This window comes from Bacillus sp. SJZ110, from assembly GCF_006715455.1.
GTDB classification, from domain to species: Bacteria; Bacillota; Bacilli; order Bacillales; family Bacillaceae; genus Bacillus; species Bacillus subtilis.
This window is the reverse complement of sequence record NZ_VFNF01000001.1, coordinates 606180-620991: the sequence shown is the minus strand read 5'-3', so window position 1 is coordinate 620991 and position 14812 is coordinate 606180. Positions and strand designations below refer to the sequence as shown.

The window sequence follows — 14812 nt, the reverse complement described above, 5'->3', positions numbered from 1 at the left end:
ATGAAAAAATTGCTGGCTGCCGGTATCATTGGATTGTTGACTGTTTCCATTGCCTCCCCGTCTTTTGCCGCTGAGAAACAGGCTGATACAAATGTAGCTGTTTTGTTTGATGGAAGCGGAAGCATGGTTCAAAAAACAGGAGGAGAGCGCAAAATAGACATTGCCAAAAAATCAGTAAAATCTTTTGCCGAACTTCTTCCAAAGGATACAAATCTTATGCTTCGCGTTTTCGGGCATGCAGGGAACAATAAACTGTCCGGTAAAGCCCTTTCGTGCAGTACGACGGAAACCATTTACGGCCTTCATCCATATGAAGGGTCTCTGTTTGACAATTCATTGAGTGAGCTCAAGCCGACTGGATGGACACCGATTGCCAAAGCACTTGCAGACACAAGAAAAGAATTTGAAGCATTTGACGCAGACGGGAAAAACGTGGTGTATTTAATCACTGACGGTGAAGAAACGTGCGGCGGAGACCCTGCGGCGGAAATCGAAAAGCTCCGTGCATCAAATGTGGATACGATTGTAAACATCATTGGCTTCAACTTTGATGTCAAGGGTAATGAAGAGATGAAACAAGCAGCTGTCGCTGGCGGCGGAGAATATATTTCAGCGAACAGTGCGGATGAGTTCGAACAGGCTTGGGAAAAAGAAGCACAAAAATTTACTGAGTAAAGGAACCTAAAGATCAGGCGCTCCCCCAGGCGCCTTTTTTTATTGGTTTAAAAACAGTTTGGGCGGGAATGATACCCTAAAAAGGGGTTGAACATATGAAATTATTCGGAATGATTTTTCTTATAGCAACCGTTGCATTCATATTGCTTGGTGTTCTTCTAAAACTGGCAGCCTTCTTTTTTGTCAGCATTCTCACCTTGATCGCAGCTATTGTGCTGTTTACGGTTCTGAAAAAGAATCAGTATAATCAACCATAGAGTCCTTTCTATAGAGGGCTCTCAGCGTGTCGACAAGCCCAGCGTTCGTTGTCAATGCACATTGGTAAAAGGAATGGCGGCTAAATGCTTAGGCGCCCTGCCTAAACACCGCCGTCATCACATCCTGTGAAAGCCCTTTATATAGAGGGCTCTTTTTGTGTCTCAGAATTCGACAAAATCCGAGGAGTGTGAAAAAATATAAAGGCAGGAACATTGCGGAGGGGAAGAGACATTGAACGATAAAGTAACTGCGGTCAGGGATGTATGGCGCTATGAACAAGGGGAAATAAGCAAAGTAGAAGACCGGATGGTGACGGAATTCCCTTTGACAGTGATACTGAATGGCAGTGAATTTGTGACGCTCGTTTGTACGCCTGAGCATATCGAAGAGCTTGTCATCGGATTTCTCGCATCAGAGGGTGTTATACGATTTCAAAAAGAAATTAAAAGGTTTACAATAGATGAAAGTCTCGGTTTTGTATATGTCGACCTCGTTCACCCTGAGACATTGGATCAAAAGGATTATACGAAACGGGTGATCGGCTCATGCTGCGGAAAGGGCCGTCATTTTTATTTTCAGCAGGATGTCAAAACAGCCAAGACGGCTGTCAGCCAAATCAAGATATCGCCTGAGGCATGTCTGGCGCTTATGAAAGACATGCAGCAAGGGAGCGGGACGTTTCAGGATACGGGAGGCGTCCATAATGCGGCGCTTTGCGACACAGAGAAGCTTCTGTTGATGCGCACAGATATCGGTCGGCATAACGCACTTGATAAACTATACGGACACTGCCTTTTAAACGGGATGTCCGTACGCGACAAACTGATTGTGTTCAGCGGCAGAATCTCATCAGAGGTCCTGTTAAAAGCGGCCAAAATCGGCGTGTCGATTGTCATTTCCAAATCGGCCCCGACGGAGCTTGCGATTCAAATGGCTGAAGAATTGAATATCACAGCGATTGGATTTGTCAGAAACGGATCATTTAATGTATATACACACCCTGAGAGAATCAGGGAGTAGGAAGGGGCTGTAGCTATGATTACAGAGTCGCGTCAGATGTTGGATAAAAGAAACAGACCGCTGAGAGACCTTCGCATTTCTGTTACAGACCGCTGCAACTTCCGATGCACGTACTGTATGCCCGCCGAATTATTCGGCCCTGATTATCCTTTTTTAAAGAAAGAGGAGCTGCTTTCATTTGAGGAGCTGGAACGGCTTGCGACATTGTTTGTCACAAGATTTGGCGTTGAAAAAATCCGCTTGACCGGCGGAGAGCCCCTCATGAGAAAGGATATGCCGGAGTTAATCAAAAAACTGGCCCGCATACCGGGTATTCGTGACATCGCGATGACGACAAACGGATCACTGCTGCCTGTTTATGCTAAGAGGCTCAAGGAGGCTGGGCTGAAAAGGGTTACGATCAGCCTTGATTCTTTAGAAGACGAGCGTTTTAAGAAGATAAACGGGCGCGGTGTTTCTGTCAGCAAGGTGCTGGAAGGCATTGAAGCGGCGAAGCAAGCGGGGCTCGGTGTTAAAATCAATATGGTCGTTCAAAAGGGCGTCAATGAAAAAGATATACTGCCTATGGCCCGTTATTTTAAAGAAAAAGGGCATATCCTGAGATTCATTGAATTTATGGACGTAGGCAACACCAACCAATGGGAAAAAAAAGACGTCATGACAAAGGCGGAAATCATAGATTTGATCAATAAACACATGCCGGTTGAGCCGATAGCGCCTAATTATATAGGCGAAGTGGCTTCCAGATTCCGCTACTTGGACGGCTCTGGAGAAATCGGCGTCATATCATCTGTATCTGATGCATTCTGCGGATCTTGCAACAGAGCCCGTCTTTCTGCAAGAGGAGAGCTGTTTACCTGCTTATTCGCTTCAAGCGGATTTGACCTCAGAGCTCCGGTTCGCCAGGAATTAAGTGATGACGAACTATCAGAAATGATCGGGACAGTATGGAAAAATCGGATCGATCAGTATTCAGTCGATCGTACGCTATCAAAAGCATCTGGCAAAAAGAAAGTGGAAATGTCTTATATTGGCGGGTAATATGAAGTCAAAAGCTTATCGGCACTGTCCGGTAAGCTTTTTTATTAGAATCCGAGTGCAAAAAATACGTATAAAAACCGAAATATATAAGGATAGGCATAAAGAAGGAATCATTGTAAGAAAATTTAATTCCAAAGCCATACATTATGATAAAATATAACCAATTAGAAAATAGAAAGGGTTGGAGGGGCATGGCCGCGTACGAGATCCCGTCATCTCAAGTAGGAGTGAAAATCAATAAGTGGTATAAGCACATTTTAGCATTTCAAGTGGCTGATGCCGTAAAGCTGAAAGAAGAAATTGATCTAGATATCGAACAGATGGAAGAGGATCAGCTGCTTCTCCTGTATTATCAGCTGATCAGCTACCGGCACCAAATTATGCTGGATTATGTAAAGCCTGACCTGCACGAGGAATCTCAGCTTCAATATCGTGAATTGATCAAAACGCTGGAAAGCAATCAGGACAGCATCTCCGGATTATCTGAGTATTATTTTCACTTGTTTAGAGGAATGTACGAATTTGAACAGAACAATTACATCTCGGCTATATCCTTTTATCGGAAAGCTGAGAAGATGCTTGCGTTTGTAGAAGATGAAATTGAAAGAGCGGAATTTCATTTTAAAGTGGCGGAAGTCTTTTATATTATGAAGCAGACGCACTTTTCCATGAACCACGCCGTACAGGCGCTGGAGACGTATAAGGCTCACGATTTTTACAGAGTCAGAAGAATTCAATGCCATTTCGTCATATCAGGAAACTACATTGACTACAGAAATTATGAAAAAGCGCTTGAACATTTAGATGACGCGTATCGCCTTGCTTTATTGGAAGGACAGCCCCGTTTAATCGGATCAGCCCTTTATAATATTGGGAATTGCTATGATGACAAGGGGGAGCTGGATCAGGCCGCCGAATACTTTGAAAAAGCGCTTCCTGTCTTCGAAGATTATCAGCTGGAACAGCTTCCAAAAGCGCTCTTCAGCCTGACTCGCGTTCTTTTCAAAAAACAAGATAGCGAAGCCGCGATGCGGTACTATGAAAAAGGGATTGCCATTGCCCAAAAACGAAACGACTTCTTCAGTCTGGCAAAATATAAATTTCTGCAGGCATTATATGTGGAATCTGTCAATTTGGATATGATTCAAGAAGTATTTGATTATATGGAAGAAAAGGGCCTGTACGTATATATTGAAGAATTTGCTTTAGATGCTGCCTCCTATTTCAGTCATCGCGAACAATATAAAGAAGCGGTGTATTTTTATGAAAAAGCGGTCAGCATGAGAGAGATGATTCAAAGGAACGATTGCTTATATGAAGTATGAGGCAAAACCATCTGCTGGCAGATGGTTTTTTTTTTATGCAAAAAAAGGGGAGCATCGGAACGTTTATTTCCGGGGAGAACAGGAAAAATCGCTACAGCACTGTTTTTTGAACAAAAGCCGTTTTGGGATGCATCTGCACGTGAGGGGGAATTCAATGTTTGGTTTTAATGATATGGTGAAGTTTCTGTGGTCTTTCCTCATTGTTCTGCCGCTTGTACAGATTATACATGTTTCAGGGCACAGCTTTATGGCTTTTATTTTTGGCGGAAAAGGATCGTTGGATATAGGCATGGGAAAAACGCTGCTTAAAATTGGACCCATACGGTTCAGAACGATTTATTTTATCGATTCTTTTTGCCGGTACGGGGAGTTGAAAATTGACAATCGATTCTCAAATGCACTCGTGTATGCAGGGGGCTGCTTGTTTAACCTCATCACGATTTTTGCAATCAATCTGCTGATTATACACAGTGTATTAAAGCCGAATGTGTTTTTCTATCAGTTTGTCTATTTTTCTACGTATTATGTGTTTTTTGCCCTGCTGCCGGTCCGATATTCGGAGAAAAAGTCATCAGACGGGCTGGCGATATACAAGGTGCTCCGTTACGGAGAGCGCTACGAAATCGATAAATAACATTAGAATGTTTATTGCCTCTCAGATCGGGAAGGTAACAAGTACACACATAATTGAGAGGGGAGAATTAACATGGGTAACGATAGTGTAAAAGACAAAATGAAGGGCGGCTTTAATAAAGCCAAAGGAGAAGTGAAGGATAAAGTCGGAGATATGGCTGACAGAACGGACATGCAGGCTGAAGGCAAAAAAGATAAGGCGAAAGGCGAAATCCAAAAGGATATCGGGAAAGCCAAGGATAAATTTTCAGATAAAGATTAATCGTACGGAAGAGGCAGGAAACGAAATGTTTCTTGTCTTTTTTTGTTCGCTTTTTCTGATGTGAATAAATATAACAAAAAAAGAAGCTGATTTGGTCAAGGTAACTAAATTTTTTAAATATTCTTTGAATTAATAGGCCTCTTCTATATAATAATGACATAAGTTGTAAACTTTTATAACATCATTTGAAGAAATCAAACAAAGGGGTTTTGATGACGGAATGTACTGCACCGAAGAAAGTGTCGGAAGCCACGGGAGTGCGAAAAAACAGTTGATATCGACACAAGCGGGGATTCAGTGAAGGCTGGAATTCTTCACTCGTTAAGAGGAACGGTGGCGATCAGCGAAGTGACCGTCCATGATACGGAGTTAATGGCAATAGTCGGGTTCTCGGTATCGTGGTGGACGGCGCCTCAGACTGGCCTCCATGCCATGCTTCCGGTTGCGGAGCAAAACAACGGGCTGCCATCAGGAATGTAACGTCTGGTTATGATCAATCGATGGTTTAGCACAGCCTTAGCATGGAGGTTTACCCGGGGCAGATTGTCGCTGTATTAGGCCGAAATGGAGTCGGCCAATCCACTTCATAGGCCGCTTTCGGCTAAACAGGGGGGCTATTTGTTTTAATCAAACATTTGTTCAAAACGAAAAGGCGGCCAACAGCAGCAGCTTGCAATTGCCAGAGCGCTGATGGTAAATCTGAAAAATATTTTACTTAATGAACAATTGGAAGGAATTCAGATTTTAATTGTCGAACTAGTCAGACAAGTTATTATAGAAATTTCCAGAAAAAAAGACATTTGTTATCTTAGTCGAGCGCAGTCTGGAAAACGCGTTAATCTGTGCTGACTATCTTTCCGTGATCGACAGGGGAACGGTTGTTGACCATGGCAAGGCTGATGAAGAAACGGCATGCCGCTTTGAAAGGCACCCTACCGTATGACCCCCATTCTCGAAGAAAGGGAGGTGATGTCCCGCCTGCATGCTTCACAAATTCATAGTAACCGCATCCGCTTTATATGACAAAAGAAGGAGGATTACAGATGAAACTGACACCGGTTGAACAAGAAAAATTGCTCATTTTTGCAGCGGGGGAATTAGCCAAACAGCGAAAGGCGCGGGGCGTTCTGCTGAACTATCCTGAGGCTGCTGCTTATATCACCTGCTTTATTATGGAAGGCGCACGTGATGGGAAGGGAGTAGCAGAGCTGATGGAAGCCGGCCGCCATGTATTAACGGAAAAAGATGTGATGGAGGGGGTGCCTGAGATGCTTGACAGCATTCAGGTGGAGGCCACATTTCCGGATGGAGTAAAGCTTGTTACGGTACATCAGCCAATTTCTGCGGAGGTGAAGTCATGAAGCCGGGAGCATTTCAAATTGCTGAGGGAACCATTACGATTAATGAAGGCCGTGAGATACGGGAGGTAACGGTAAAAAACACCGGATCACGCTCCATTCAAGTCGGTTCGCATTTTCATTTTGCGGAGGCCAACGGGGCTTTATTATTTGACCGTGAGCTGGCGATCGGCATGCGTCTTGATGTTCCATCAGGCACGTCGGTCCGTTTTGAGCCTGGAGAGCAGAAAACGGTCTCACTAGTGGAAATCAGAGGACGCAAGACAATTAGAGGGCTGAACGGAATGGCCGACACGTTTATCGATGAACGCGGCAAAGAAAAAACGTTGGCCAACTTAAAACAAGCCGGCTGGATGGAGGGTGTAATCCGATGAAAATGTCACGGGAGGAATATGCGGAACTGTTTGGCCCGACAACGGGCGATAAAATCAGATTGGGCGACACGGATTTATGGATCGAAGTCGAAAGGGATTTCACAGTATATGGTGAAGAAATGATCTTTGGCGGCGGAAAAACAATCCGCGACGGCATGGGCCAAAACGGCAGAATCACAGGGAAGGACGGCGCTTTGGATTTGGTTATCACCAACGTCGTGCTATTGGATTACACAGGCATTGTCAAAGCGGATGTCGGTGTGAAAGACGGCCGGATTGTCGGTGTCGGAAAAAGCGGAAATCCTGATATCATGGATGGAGTCGATCCGCACATGGTCATCGGAGCGGGGACAGAGGTGATTTCCGGTGAAGGCAAAATTTTAACAGCCGGGGGAGTGGACACGCACATTCATTTTATTTGTCCTCAGCAGATGGAAGTTGCGCTTTCTTCAGGTGTGACGACCCTTTTGGGAGGCGGAACAGGACCCGCTACAGGAAGCAAAGCGACAACATGTACATCCGGCGCGTGGTATATGGCAAGGATGCTGGAAGCGGCCGAGGAGTTTCCGATCAATGTCGGCTTCTTAGGGAAAGGGAATGCATCCGATAAAGCGCCGCTGATCGAGCAGGTGGAAGCAGGCGCCATCGGCCTTAAGCTTCATGAAGACTGGGGCACGACGCCAAGCGCCATTAAAACGTGTATGGAAGTCGTGGACGAGGCTGATATTCAAGTTGCCATCCATACCGATACGATTAACGAAGCGGGCTTTTTGGAAAACACGCTCGACGCAATCGGGGACCGGGTCATTCATACTTATCACATTGAAGGTGCAGGCGGCGGCCATGCCCCGGATATTATGAAGCTCGCCTCTTACGCGAACATTCTGCCGTCATCTACAACGCCAACCATTCCTTATACCGTTAATACGATGGATGAGCATCTTGACATGATGATGGTCTGCCACCATTTAGATGCGAAAGTGCCTGAAGATGTGGCGTTCAGCCATTCCAGAATCAGGGCTGCGACGATTGCCGCGGAGGATATTCTCCATGATATCGGTGCGATCAGCATGACATCATCGGATTCCCAAGCGATGGGGCGGGTCGGTGAAGTGATCATCCGAACATGGCAGGTAGCCGATAAAATGAAAAAACAGCGCGGCGCTCTTGCCGGCGAAAACGGGAATGACAATGTGCGCGCAAAACGGTACATTGCCAAATACACGATTAATCCGGCAATTACGCACGGGCTCAGCCATGAAGTCGGCTCGGTGGAAAAAGGGAAGCTTGCTGATCTCGTTCTGTGGGACCCAGTATTTTTCGGCGTAAAACCGGAACTGGTCTTAAAGGGCGGCATGATTGCACGTGCACAAATGGGAGATCCGAACGCGTCCATCCCGACTCCTGAACCGGTTTTCATGCGCCAAATGTATGCGTCTTACGGAAAAGCCAACCGCTCAACCTCGATTACATTTATGTCTCAGGCAAGCATAGAGCGTGGTGTGGCGGAAAGCTTAGGGCTGGAAAAAAGGATTTCTCCAGTCAAAAATATCAGAAAGCTGAGCAAGCTGGATATGAAGCTGAATTCGGCTTTGCCGAAGATTGAGATTGATCCAAAAACCTATCAGGTCTTTGCTGACGGGGAGGAATTGTCTTGCCAGCCTGTCGATTATGTCCCACTTGGACAAAGATATTTCTTATTCTGATAAGACGCGGCCGGAGTGCATCCGGCCGTTCTATTGACTAAAAACGGTGCACAAAACCCGTGTATTTAGTGTATATTAGATGTTGACAAACGAATCAAACGTAACTATTATAGTTACAACGGTGGTGAAAAAACATGATTAACAGCCGTCTTGCTGTTGCCATTCATATTTTATCCCTCATCTCGATGGATGAAAAAACATCTTCAGAAATCATTGCAGACAGTGTCAACACGAATCCGGTAGTTGTGCGAAGAATGATCAGCCTGCTGAAAAAAGCTGATATTCTCACATCACGCGCCGGGGTGCCGGGTGCAAGCCTCAAAAAAGATCCTGCTGATATTTCTCTTTTAGAAGTGTACCGGGCTGTCCAAAAGCAAGAAGAACTCTTTGCGGTTCATGAAAACCCGAATCCGAAATGTCCGGTAGGGAAAAAAATTCAGAACGCTCTGGATGAAACGTTTGAAAGTGTGCAAAGAGCGATGGAAAATGAACTGGCGAGCAAGTCATTAAAAGATGTTATGAATCATCTCTTTTAATCAAAAGGGATGACTTCTCACCGCTAACATGTAACTAAAATTGTTACAAATAAGGAGGAAATGAAAAATGAAAATTGGTATTATAGGCGCAAGCGGGAAAGCGGGAAACGAGATTTTGAAAGAAGCGAAAAAAAGAGGCCATGAAGTGACAGCCATCGTCAGAAACGCTTCAAAAGTGCAGGAGCAAGACGTAGCGATTTTGGAAAAAGATGTGTTTGAACTGACTGCGGAAGACATCAAGCCTTTCGACGCGGTCGTAAACGCTTTTGGAGCAGCACCCGGCCAAGAACATCTTCATGTTGAAGCAGGAAGAGAACTCATCAGCATTTTAAAGGACGCGAAGCACACAAGATTGCTTGTTGTTGGCGGAGCGGGAAGCCTGTTTGTTGATGAAGCCAAAACAACCCGTTTAATGGATACGCCGGAATTTCCGAAAGAATATTTGCCAACCGCATCAAATCAAGGCGAGAACCTGAAAGATTTGCAGCAGACAGACTCCATTTCCTGGACGTTCCTCAGTCCTGCGGCATTTTTTGATCCAGCAGGAAAACGGACTGGCTCTTACCAAAAAGGAAAAGACAATGTCATCGTAAATGCAAAAGGCGACAGCTATATCAGCTATGCAGATTATGCCATTGCCGTGTTGGACGAGCTTGAACATCCCGAACACAAAAATGAACGCTTCACAGTGGTAAGCGAAGCGGAATAATAAAAAACCCGGAGCCAGCTCCGGGTTTTTCTCATTAATAAGTGCTGTACGTATCGCTGAAAAGGCCGTCAGCAATCCCAAGCATTAAAAAGATGAAGAAGGCGATAATCGCAAGAATGGATACAGCAATGCTTACGATCAAATAAATCCCTTGCATCTTTACGAATTTCGCGTAATTCTCCAGCATTAAGTCTTCAGACTGTCCGCTATTGTATTCAGCCATTTGGCCTGCTTCCCTAGCTGACCTCATCAAAAAGATACCGGAAATAATTTGCAGTACGCCTGGCACGGCACCGATTAGAAAAAAGAACGCGCCTGAAAGCGCGGTAATTGCGCCCATAATAATAAATAAAATGCCTGTAGCTTTTCCCCATTTCGAAATACTGATGAGGGTTTTGTTCATTGTTTCAGGATTCATGTATACTGGCTCCCCTTTACAAAAAAATACTCACTTTTCTTTTATACACTATTTGTGAGAAGTTTTGTATATAGTAAATAACATTTTGGGGATTGACCCTAACGTTGCGTGATTGTTTACGATAAAAAAGAGGAGGTGTTATGTATGAAATATCAAGTTAAACAAGTGGCGGAGATATCAGGTGTTAGCATTCGGACGCTTCATCACTATGACAATATTGAGCTTCTGAATCCTTCAGCGCTTACTGATGCTGGGTATCGTTTGTACAGTGACGCAGACCTGGAAAGACTGCAGCAGATTTTATTTTTCAAGGAAATCGGGTTTCGTCTGGATGAGATTAAGGAGATGCTGGATCATCCGAATTTTGACCGGAAAGCGGCACTTCAGTCGCAAAAGGAGATATTGATGAAGAAAAAACAAAGAATGGATGAGATGATTCAAACAATTGACAGGACGCTTTTGTCCGTTGATGGAGGGGAAACGATGAATAAGAGGGATTTATTTGCCGGATTAAGCATGAAAGACATTGAAGAGCACCAGCAGACATACGCTGATGAAGTCAGAAAGCTGTATGGAAAGGAAATCGCAGAAGAAACAGAGAAAAGGACATCTGCATACTCGGCAGATGATTGGCGCACGATCATGGCTGAATTTGATTCGATTTACAGACGAATTGCGGCGCGAATGAAACATGGGCCCGATGATGCAGAGGTTCAGGCCGCTGTGGGGGCATTTCGTGATCATATTTGCCAATATCATTACGATTGCACACTCGACATTTTCAGAGGACTCGGGGAAGTGTATATCACTGACGAGCGATTTACCGATTCAATCAATCAATATGGAGAAGGTCTTGCCGCTTTTTTGCGGGAGGCAATCATCATTTACTGTGACCATCAGGAAAACCCCCGGCCGTAAAGGCCGGGGGTTTTTGGCGCATCTTATAAGATCGGCGACAACAGCCGCGAGACGGATTCTTTTATTCGAATCCACAACGGGCGCTGCAGATACTCCTCATAGGTGAATTTTCTGGATACTAGCAAATCTTCTTTAAAAGTTGAAACCAGTTTTTTAGCAATGGTGATATCGTATATAAATGCATTAACCTCAAAATTCAGCCTGAAGCTTCGGACATCAATGTTGGCTGTGCCGACTGACGCGATTTCGTCATCCACCACGATGGTTTTCGCGTGAATAAAGCCGTTATCGTAAATATAGACAGTGGCTCCGGCTTTCAGCAGATCGCCGATATACGAAAGTGTCGCCCAGTATACAAAGGCGTGATCGGGCTTGTTCGGAATCATAATGTTAACGTCAATGCCCGAAAGGCAAGCGATCCTTAAAGCATCCAGCAGGCTTGCATCTGGGATAAAATAAGGTGTTTGTATCAAAATGGAACGCTTGGCGTTTGAAATCATTTTGATGTAGCCATTTTTAATTTGTTCCCATTCCGAATCAGGGCCGCTTGTGACAATCTGCATCCCGACGTTGCCTTTTGGGCCGTAATCAGGAAAGTGATTTGGAATATATGTCAGCGTATGGTGATGAGAAGCTTGGTTCCAGTCAAGGATGAACCGTGTTTGGATGGCGTGCACGGCCGTTCCTTGCAGCCGGATATGCGTATCCCGCCAATAACCGAATTTTGGATTAAGCCCTAGATACTCATCTCCGACGTTAAAGCCTCCGACATAACCGGTCATACCGTCTATGATCACAAGCTTTCGATGGTTCCGGTAATTCAGCCGCAGGTTAATCGGCCTGAGCTTTGACGGGAAAAAGACCTCCACATGCCCGCCAGCCTCGCGAAGCTCTTTAAAAAACTTTTTTCTCAGCGTTCTGGACCCGAGTTCATCATAAAGCACTCTGACCTGAACACCTTCTTTCGCCTTTTGGATGAGAGCGTCCCGCAATTTTTTGCCTAATTCATCGCCTTTATAAATATAATACTGTAAATGGATATGATCCTTAGCCTTTGAAATGTCACTCAGCAGCCGCTGAAATTTATCCCGTCCATCTGTAATGACGTCAACTGAATTATCCTCTGTAAACACAGCATGGTTATTCATAATCAGCATATAAATTAAATCTTTGTTATCAAAGGTTGCCCGGTTGTTAAACTGGAATTGCTTGGTTTCTAAATCTTCAAGCTGATGCTTCAGCAGCCTTTCAATTCCAATCTTTTTCCGGTCTTCCCATTGAAACAAATGCTTGCGTCTGAGATTATGGCCGAATAATAAGTATAAAATAAAGCCTAAAACGGGAATAAAGAAAAGAACAAGCAGCCACGCCCAAGATGCACTGGCATCGCGCCGTTCTTTGAAGATGACAATGATGGCCAAAAGAATATTTAAAATGAAAAAAAGTGATAAAAGGATGGAAGAAATACTCACTTTGTAACCCCGCTCATTCATATTTATCAAGAAGATTGCCATTAGTATTCCATGAATAACAGTGATCTGATTCCCATTACAAATTATAACACTCACATTTTAAAAGAATAAAGAGCGGCGATCCAGATTCTTCGTGAAAAATACGGGCAGATTTCTTTAAAACCAGCTTGCACCTGCGTTAAAATAAACACATATGATAACGTTCGTGAAGCTTGAAACATCAAATAAAGGGGGAGGATTACATGAACTTTTACAGAGTCGAACAAATGCCGGGGTTCATCAAAACAGAAATGCAAAAAATTCAAAAGGCCGTACAGCCTTTCATGAAAAAAACCGTCATTTACCGTTTTCTTGCTATTCCGCTTGCTGCATTCTCTCTCTTTAATTTAGCTGCTTTTCTATTTCATGCTTCAGCTGACAGGGAGTCCCTGATCAGCGCAGGCATATTCGCCCTTTTGGCGGCGCTCGGGCTCGCATTTTTTAAAGAGGCAGGCTATCAGCATAAACAAATCCAAAAAACGGTTCACATCTATATGCTGAACAGGATCAAAAAGAGCGAAATCCTTTCAGAAGAGCGGAAAAGCTCCTACGCACGACAAATAAAGGAAGAGCCTTTTGCGATGCGGAGTTTTGTTGAATTTTTGACTGAGGAAGACAGACGCAAAAAAATGTATTAAAGAAGATCTGCACCCGGATTGTTGAGATTTTCCAGACGATCCGGGTGTGTTTTTTTGCATGCAGACACCCGAAATAAAAAGTGCGGTTTCGGATTGATTCCGACTTCATCCGTTTTTTTGATATTCATTTCTGGGTAACAGCGTTGCTTTGTTGATTTCCTCTACTAGAGATGTCTATTGTATGCTTGCTTCAGGATTTGGTGTTTACGCCGGCCTGCTTTGAATAGTCAAATAAAATAGGCATGGTTCCGTTTATATGGAACTCATGCCCTGTCCTGTCTCATCATTATTCAAACACCGGATCATCCTCATAATAATAAGAATCCGGATCATCATACGAAGGCGTGTTCTCAAAAGCAGCAATGCCGATTACCACCAGCACGAAAATGGCTACAATGATCCCGATCAGGACAGTAACGATACTGGATGCTGCATAAAACAGCTGCATTTTTATAAATGTCCCGTAATTTTCAAGCATGCTTTCGCCAGCGCTGCCGGTTAGATTTCCTTCGGCTTCCGCGGCTGCTTTTGCTGAGCGCATCAAAAATACGCCTGAAATAATGAGCAGTACGCCCGGAATGGCGCCAATCACTGTCATCAAAACAGAAAGAGTGACAAGCGATCCCATAATGATTAACAAGATGCCAGAAATTTTGCCCCACTTGGCAATGTCGGATAGCGACTTGACAGCAGAGGCACTCAGCTGGCGGGTCTCCTGCTCAACAGGTGCAGTCTCCTGTTTAACAAGGCTATTTTCTTCATTATGATTTTCAATTTCGTTTTCATCTTTATCCAGACTAATCATGAAAGCTCTCTCCCTAAAATTTTTAAATCGTATCTTTTCCCGTCCATTTCGGCGATGCCGGGGAATAGTCCCCATTCTGCAAACCCGTGCTTTTCAAACAGCTTCAGGCTTGGTTTATTATGCCCGAAAATGAAGGCCATAAGTGAGCGGATGCCAAGATTCGGGGCAATGCGGAGCGCTTCTTGAAGCAAATATGATCCAACACCTTTGCCGCGGCATGCTTCGTCAATGTATATGCTGACTTCCGCTGTTTTATTATAGGCTGGCCTTCCATAAAATGTTTCAAAGCTGATCCAGGCAGCGACGTTTCCGTTTTCATCCTCGGCCACATAGAGCGGACGTGCCTCTGTATGTCCCGAAAACCATTCCATCCGGTCTTCAGGAGTTACCGGTTCGGTATCGGCTGTTACCATTCGAGAAGCAATCGTTGAATTATAAATCGCAACAACAGCCTCCAGATCTTTATTTTCAGCAAGGCGCAATGTCATGTTCATACGTTTTTGGCACTCCTCTCAAAAAAATACATATTTTCGTTCAGTCTGTGCAAACTACATCTAAAAAAGTTTTTTTGGATAGGTTGTATATATTTTCAGAAAAGTGTTCAGAATGTTGCTGAGGTGATGAA

At 44.3% G+C, this 14812-nt stretch carries 22 protein-coding genes; 17 read left to right on the top strand and 5 right to left on the bottom strand.

The window, feature by feature from the left end; all coding sequences use genetic code 11:
• The 15 genes from FB592_RS03080 (at nucleotide 1) to FB592_RS03015 (ending at nucleotide 9897) form a co-directional block, all read left to right on the top strand.
• Nucleotides 1-675 (top strand): vWA domain-containing protein, encoded by a 675-nt coding sequence (locus FB592_RS03080; RefSeq protein ID WP_003243553.1) that lies wholly within the window; start codon nucleotides 1-3, stop codon nucleotides 673-675.
• 95 nt (nucleotides 676-770) lie between these two features.
• Complete coding sequence (locus FB592_RS03075) at nucleotides 771-932, top strand: hypothetical protein (RefSeq protein ID WP_014478245.1); 162 nt, start codon at nucleotides 771-773, stop codon at nucleotides 930-932.
• A gap of 232 nt (nucleotides 933-1164) precedes the next feature.
• Nucleotides 1165-1953 carry a formate dehydrogenase accessory sulfurtransferase FdhD gene (gene fdhD / locus FB592_RS03070; protein WP_003227709.1) on the top strand — a complete coding sequence of 263 codons (789 nt, stop codon included), beginning with the start codon at nucleotides 1165-1167 and terminating at the stop codon, nucleotides 1951-1953.
• Nucleotides 1954-1968: 15 nt separating this feature from the next.
• The gene (moaA, locus tag FB592_RS03065; protein ID WP_003243488.1) at nucleotides 1969-2994 is read left to right on the top strand and encodes a GTP 3',8-cyclase MoaA; all 1026 of its coding nucleotides are present in this window, start codon (nucleotides 1969-1971) and stop codon (nucleotides 2992-2994) included.
• Nucleotides 2995-3185: 191 nt separating this feature from the next.
• A complete protein-coding gene (gene rapB, locus FB592_RS03060; protein ID WP_032727043.1) occupies nucleotides 3186-4319 on the top strand; it encodes a response regulator aspartate phosphatase RapB in 1134 nt (377 codons plus the stop codon).
• 154 nt (nucleotides 4320-4473) lie between these two features.
• Nucleotides 4474-4953, top strand: coding sequence for a hypothetical protein (locus FB592_RS03055; protein ID WP_003244390.1), 480 nt, complete (start codon nucleotides 4474-4476; stop codon nucleotides 4951-4953).
• Between the two features lie 72 nt (nucleotides 4954-5025).
• Complete coding sequence (gene csbD, locus FB592_RS03050) at nucleotides 5026-5214, top strand: stress response protein CsbD (RefSeq protein ID WP_003227718.1); 189 nt, start codon at nucleotides 5026-5028, stop codon at nucleotides 5212-5214.
• A 297-nt stretch (nucleotides 5215-5511) separates the two neighbouring features.
• Nucleotides 5512-5694 carry a transporter substrate-binding protein gene (locus FB592_RS21270; protein ID WP_072173782.1) on the top strand — a complete coding sequence of 61 codons (183 nt, stop codon included), beginning with the start codon at nucleotides 5512-5514 and terminating at the stop codon, nucleotides 5692-5694.
• 41 nt (nucleotides 5695-5735) lie between these two features.
• Nucleotides 5736-5804 (top strand): hypothetical protein, encoded by a 69-nt coding sequence (locus tag FB592_RS21265; protein WP_350308258.1) that lies wholly within the window; start codon nucleotides 5736-5738, stop codon nucleotides 5802-5804.
• A gap of 100 nt (nucleotides 5805-5904) precedes the next feature.
• Nucleotides 5905-6063, top strand: coding sequence for a hypothetical protein (locus FB592_RS20915; RefSeq protein ID WP_142388230.1), 159 nt, complete (start codon nucleotides 5905-5907; stop codon nucleotides 6061-6063).
• Between the two features lie 194 nt (nucleotides 6064-6257).
• Nucleotides 6258-6575, top strand: a complete 318-nt coding sequence (gene ureA / locus FB592_RS03035) for an urease subunit gamma (RefSeq protein WP_003227724.1) — start codon at nucleotides 6258-6260, stop codon at nucleotides 6573-6575.
• Entirely contained in the window at nucleotides 6572-6946 is a 375-nt protein-coding gene (gene ureB / locus FB592_RS03030; protein ID WP_003227726.1) for an urease subunit beta, read from the top strand. The genes ureA and ureB overlap by 4 nt, the downstream gene beginning before the upstream one ends.
• Entirely contained in the window at nucleotides 6943-8652 is a 1710-nt protein-coding gene (ureC, locus tag FB592_RS03025) for an urease subunit alpha (RefSeq protein WP_049140963.1), read from the top strand. Before ureB ends, ureC begins: the two co-directional genes overlap by 4 nt.
• 134 nt (nucleotides 8653-8786) lie before the next feature.
• Complete coding sequence (locus tag FB592_RS03020; protein WP_003227734.1) at nucleotides 8787-9188, top strand: Rrf2 family transcriptional regulator; 402 nt, start codon at nucleotides 8787-8789, stop codon at nucleotides 9186-9188.
• A 67-nt stretch (nucleotides 9189-9255) separates the two neighbouring features.
• Nucleotides 9256-9897 (top strand): NAD(P)-dependent oxidoreductase, encoded by a 642-nt coding sequence (locus tag FB592_RS03015; protein WP_072173783.1) that lies wholly within the window; start codon nucleotides 9256-9258, stop codon nucleotides 9895-9897.
• Between the two features lie 34 nt (nucleotides 9898-9931).
• Here FB592_RS03015 and FB592_RS03010 read toward each other — a convergent pair whose 3' ends face one another.
• Complete coding sequence (locus tag FB592_RS03010; RefSeq protein WP_072173784.1) at nucleotides 9932-10315, bottom strand: DUF5362 family protein; 384 nt, start codon at nucleotides 10313-10315, stop codon at nucleotides 9932-9934.
• A 144-nt stretch (nucleotides 10316-10459) separates the two neighbouring features.
• Between FB592_RS03010 and mta the strand changes: the two genes are divergently transcribed.
• The gene (gene mta, locus FB592_RS03005; RefSeq protein WP_015483809.1) at nucleotides 10460-11233 is read left to right on the top strand and encodes a transcriptional activator Mta; all 774 of its coding nucleotides are present in this window, start codon (nucleotides 10460-10462) and stop codon (nucleotides 11231-11233) included.
• Between the two features lie 23 nt (nucleotides 11234-11256).
• Here the strand turns inward: mta and cls are convergent, their stop codons facing one another.
• Nucleotides 11257-12705, bottom strand: a complete 1449-nt coding sequence (cls, locus tag FB592_RS03000; protein ID WP_003243311.1) for a cardiolipin synthase — start codon at nucleotides 12703-12705, stop codon at nucleotides 11257-11259.
• Nucleotides 12706-12947: 242 nt separating this feature from the next.
• On the opposite strand from cls, the gene FB592_RS02995 reads away from it, so the two are divergent.
• Nucleotides 12948-13382, top strand: a complete 435-nt coding sequence (locus tag FB592_RS02995; protein ID WP_003244359.1) for a DUF5392 family protein — start codon at nucleotides 12948-12950, stop codon at nucleotides 13380-13382.
• On the opposite strand, the gene FB592_RS02990 is transcribed toward FB592_RS02995, so the two are convergent.
• From FB592_RS02990 to FB592_RS02980, 3 genes are all read right to left on the bottom strand, one after another.
• Entirely contained in the window at nucleotides 13379-13510 is a 132-nt protein-coding gene (locus FB592_RS02990) for a hypothetical protein (protein ID WP_003227748.1), read from the bottom strand. The two genes, FB592_RS02995 and FB592_RS02990, sit on opposite strands and share 4 nt — an antisense overlap.
• Before the next feature lie 158 nt (nucleotides 13511-13668).
• Nucleotides 13669-14187: a DUF5362 family protein gene (locus FB592_RS02985; protein ID WP_015714857.1), complete on the bottom strand. Its 519-nt coding sequence runs from the start codon at nucleotides 14185-14187 to the stop codon at nucleotides 13669-13671.
• Nucleotides 14184-14675 carry a GNAT family N-acetyltransferase gene (locus FB592_RS02980; protein WP_072173812.1) on the bottom strand — a complete coding sequence of 164 codons (492 nt, stop codon included), beginning with the start codon at nucleotides 14673-14675 and terminating at the stop codon, nucleotides 14184-14186. The genes FB592_RS02985 and FB592_RS02980 overlap by 4 nt, the downstream gene beginning before the upstream one ends.
• Between the last annotated feature and the right edge of the window lie 137 nt (nucleotides 14676-14812).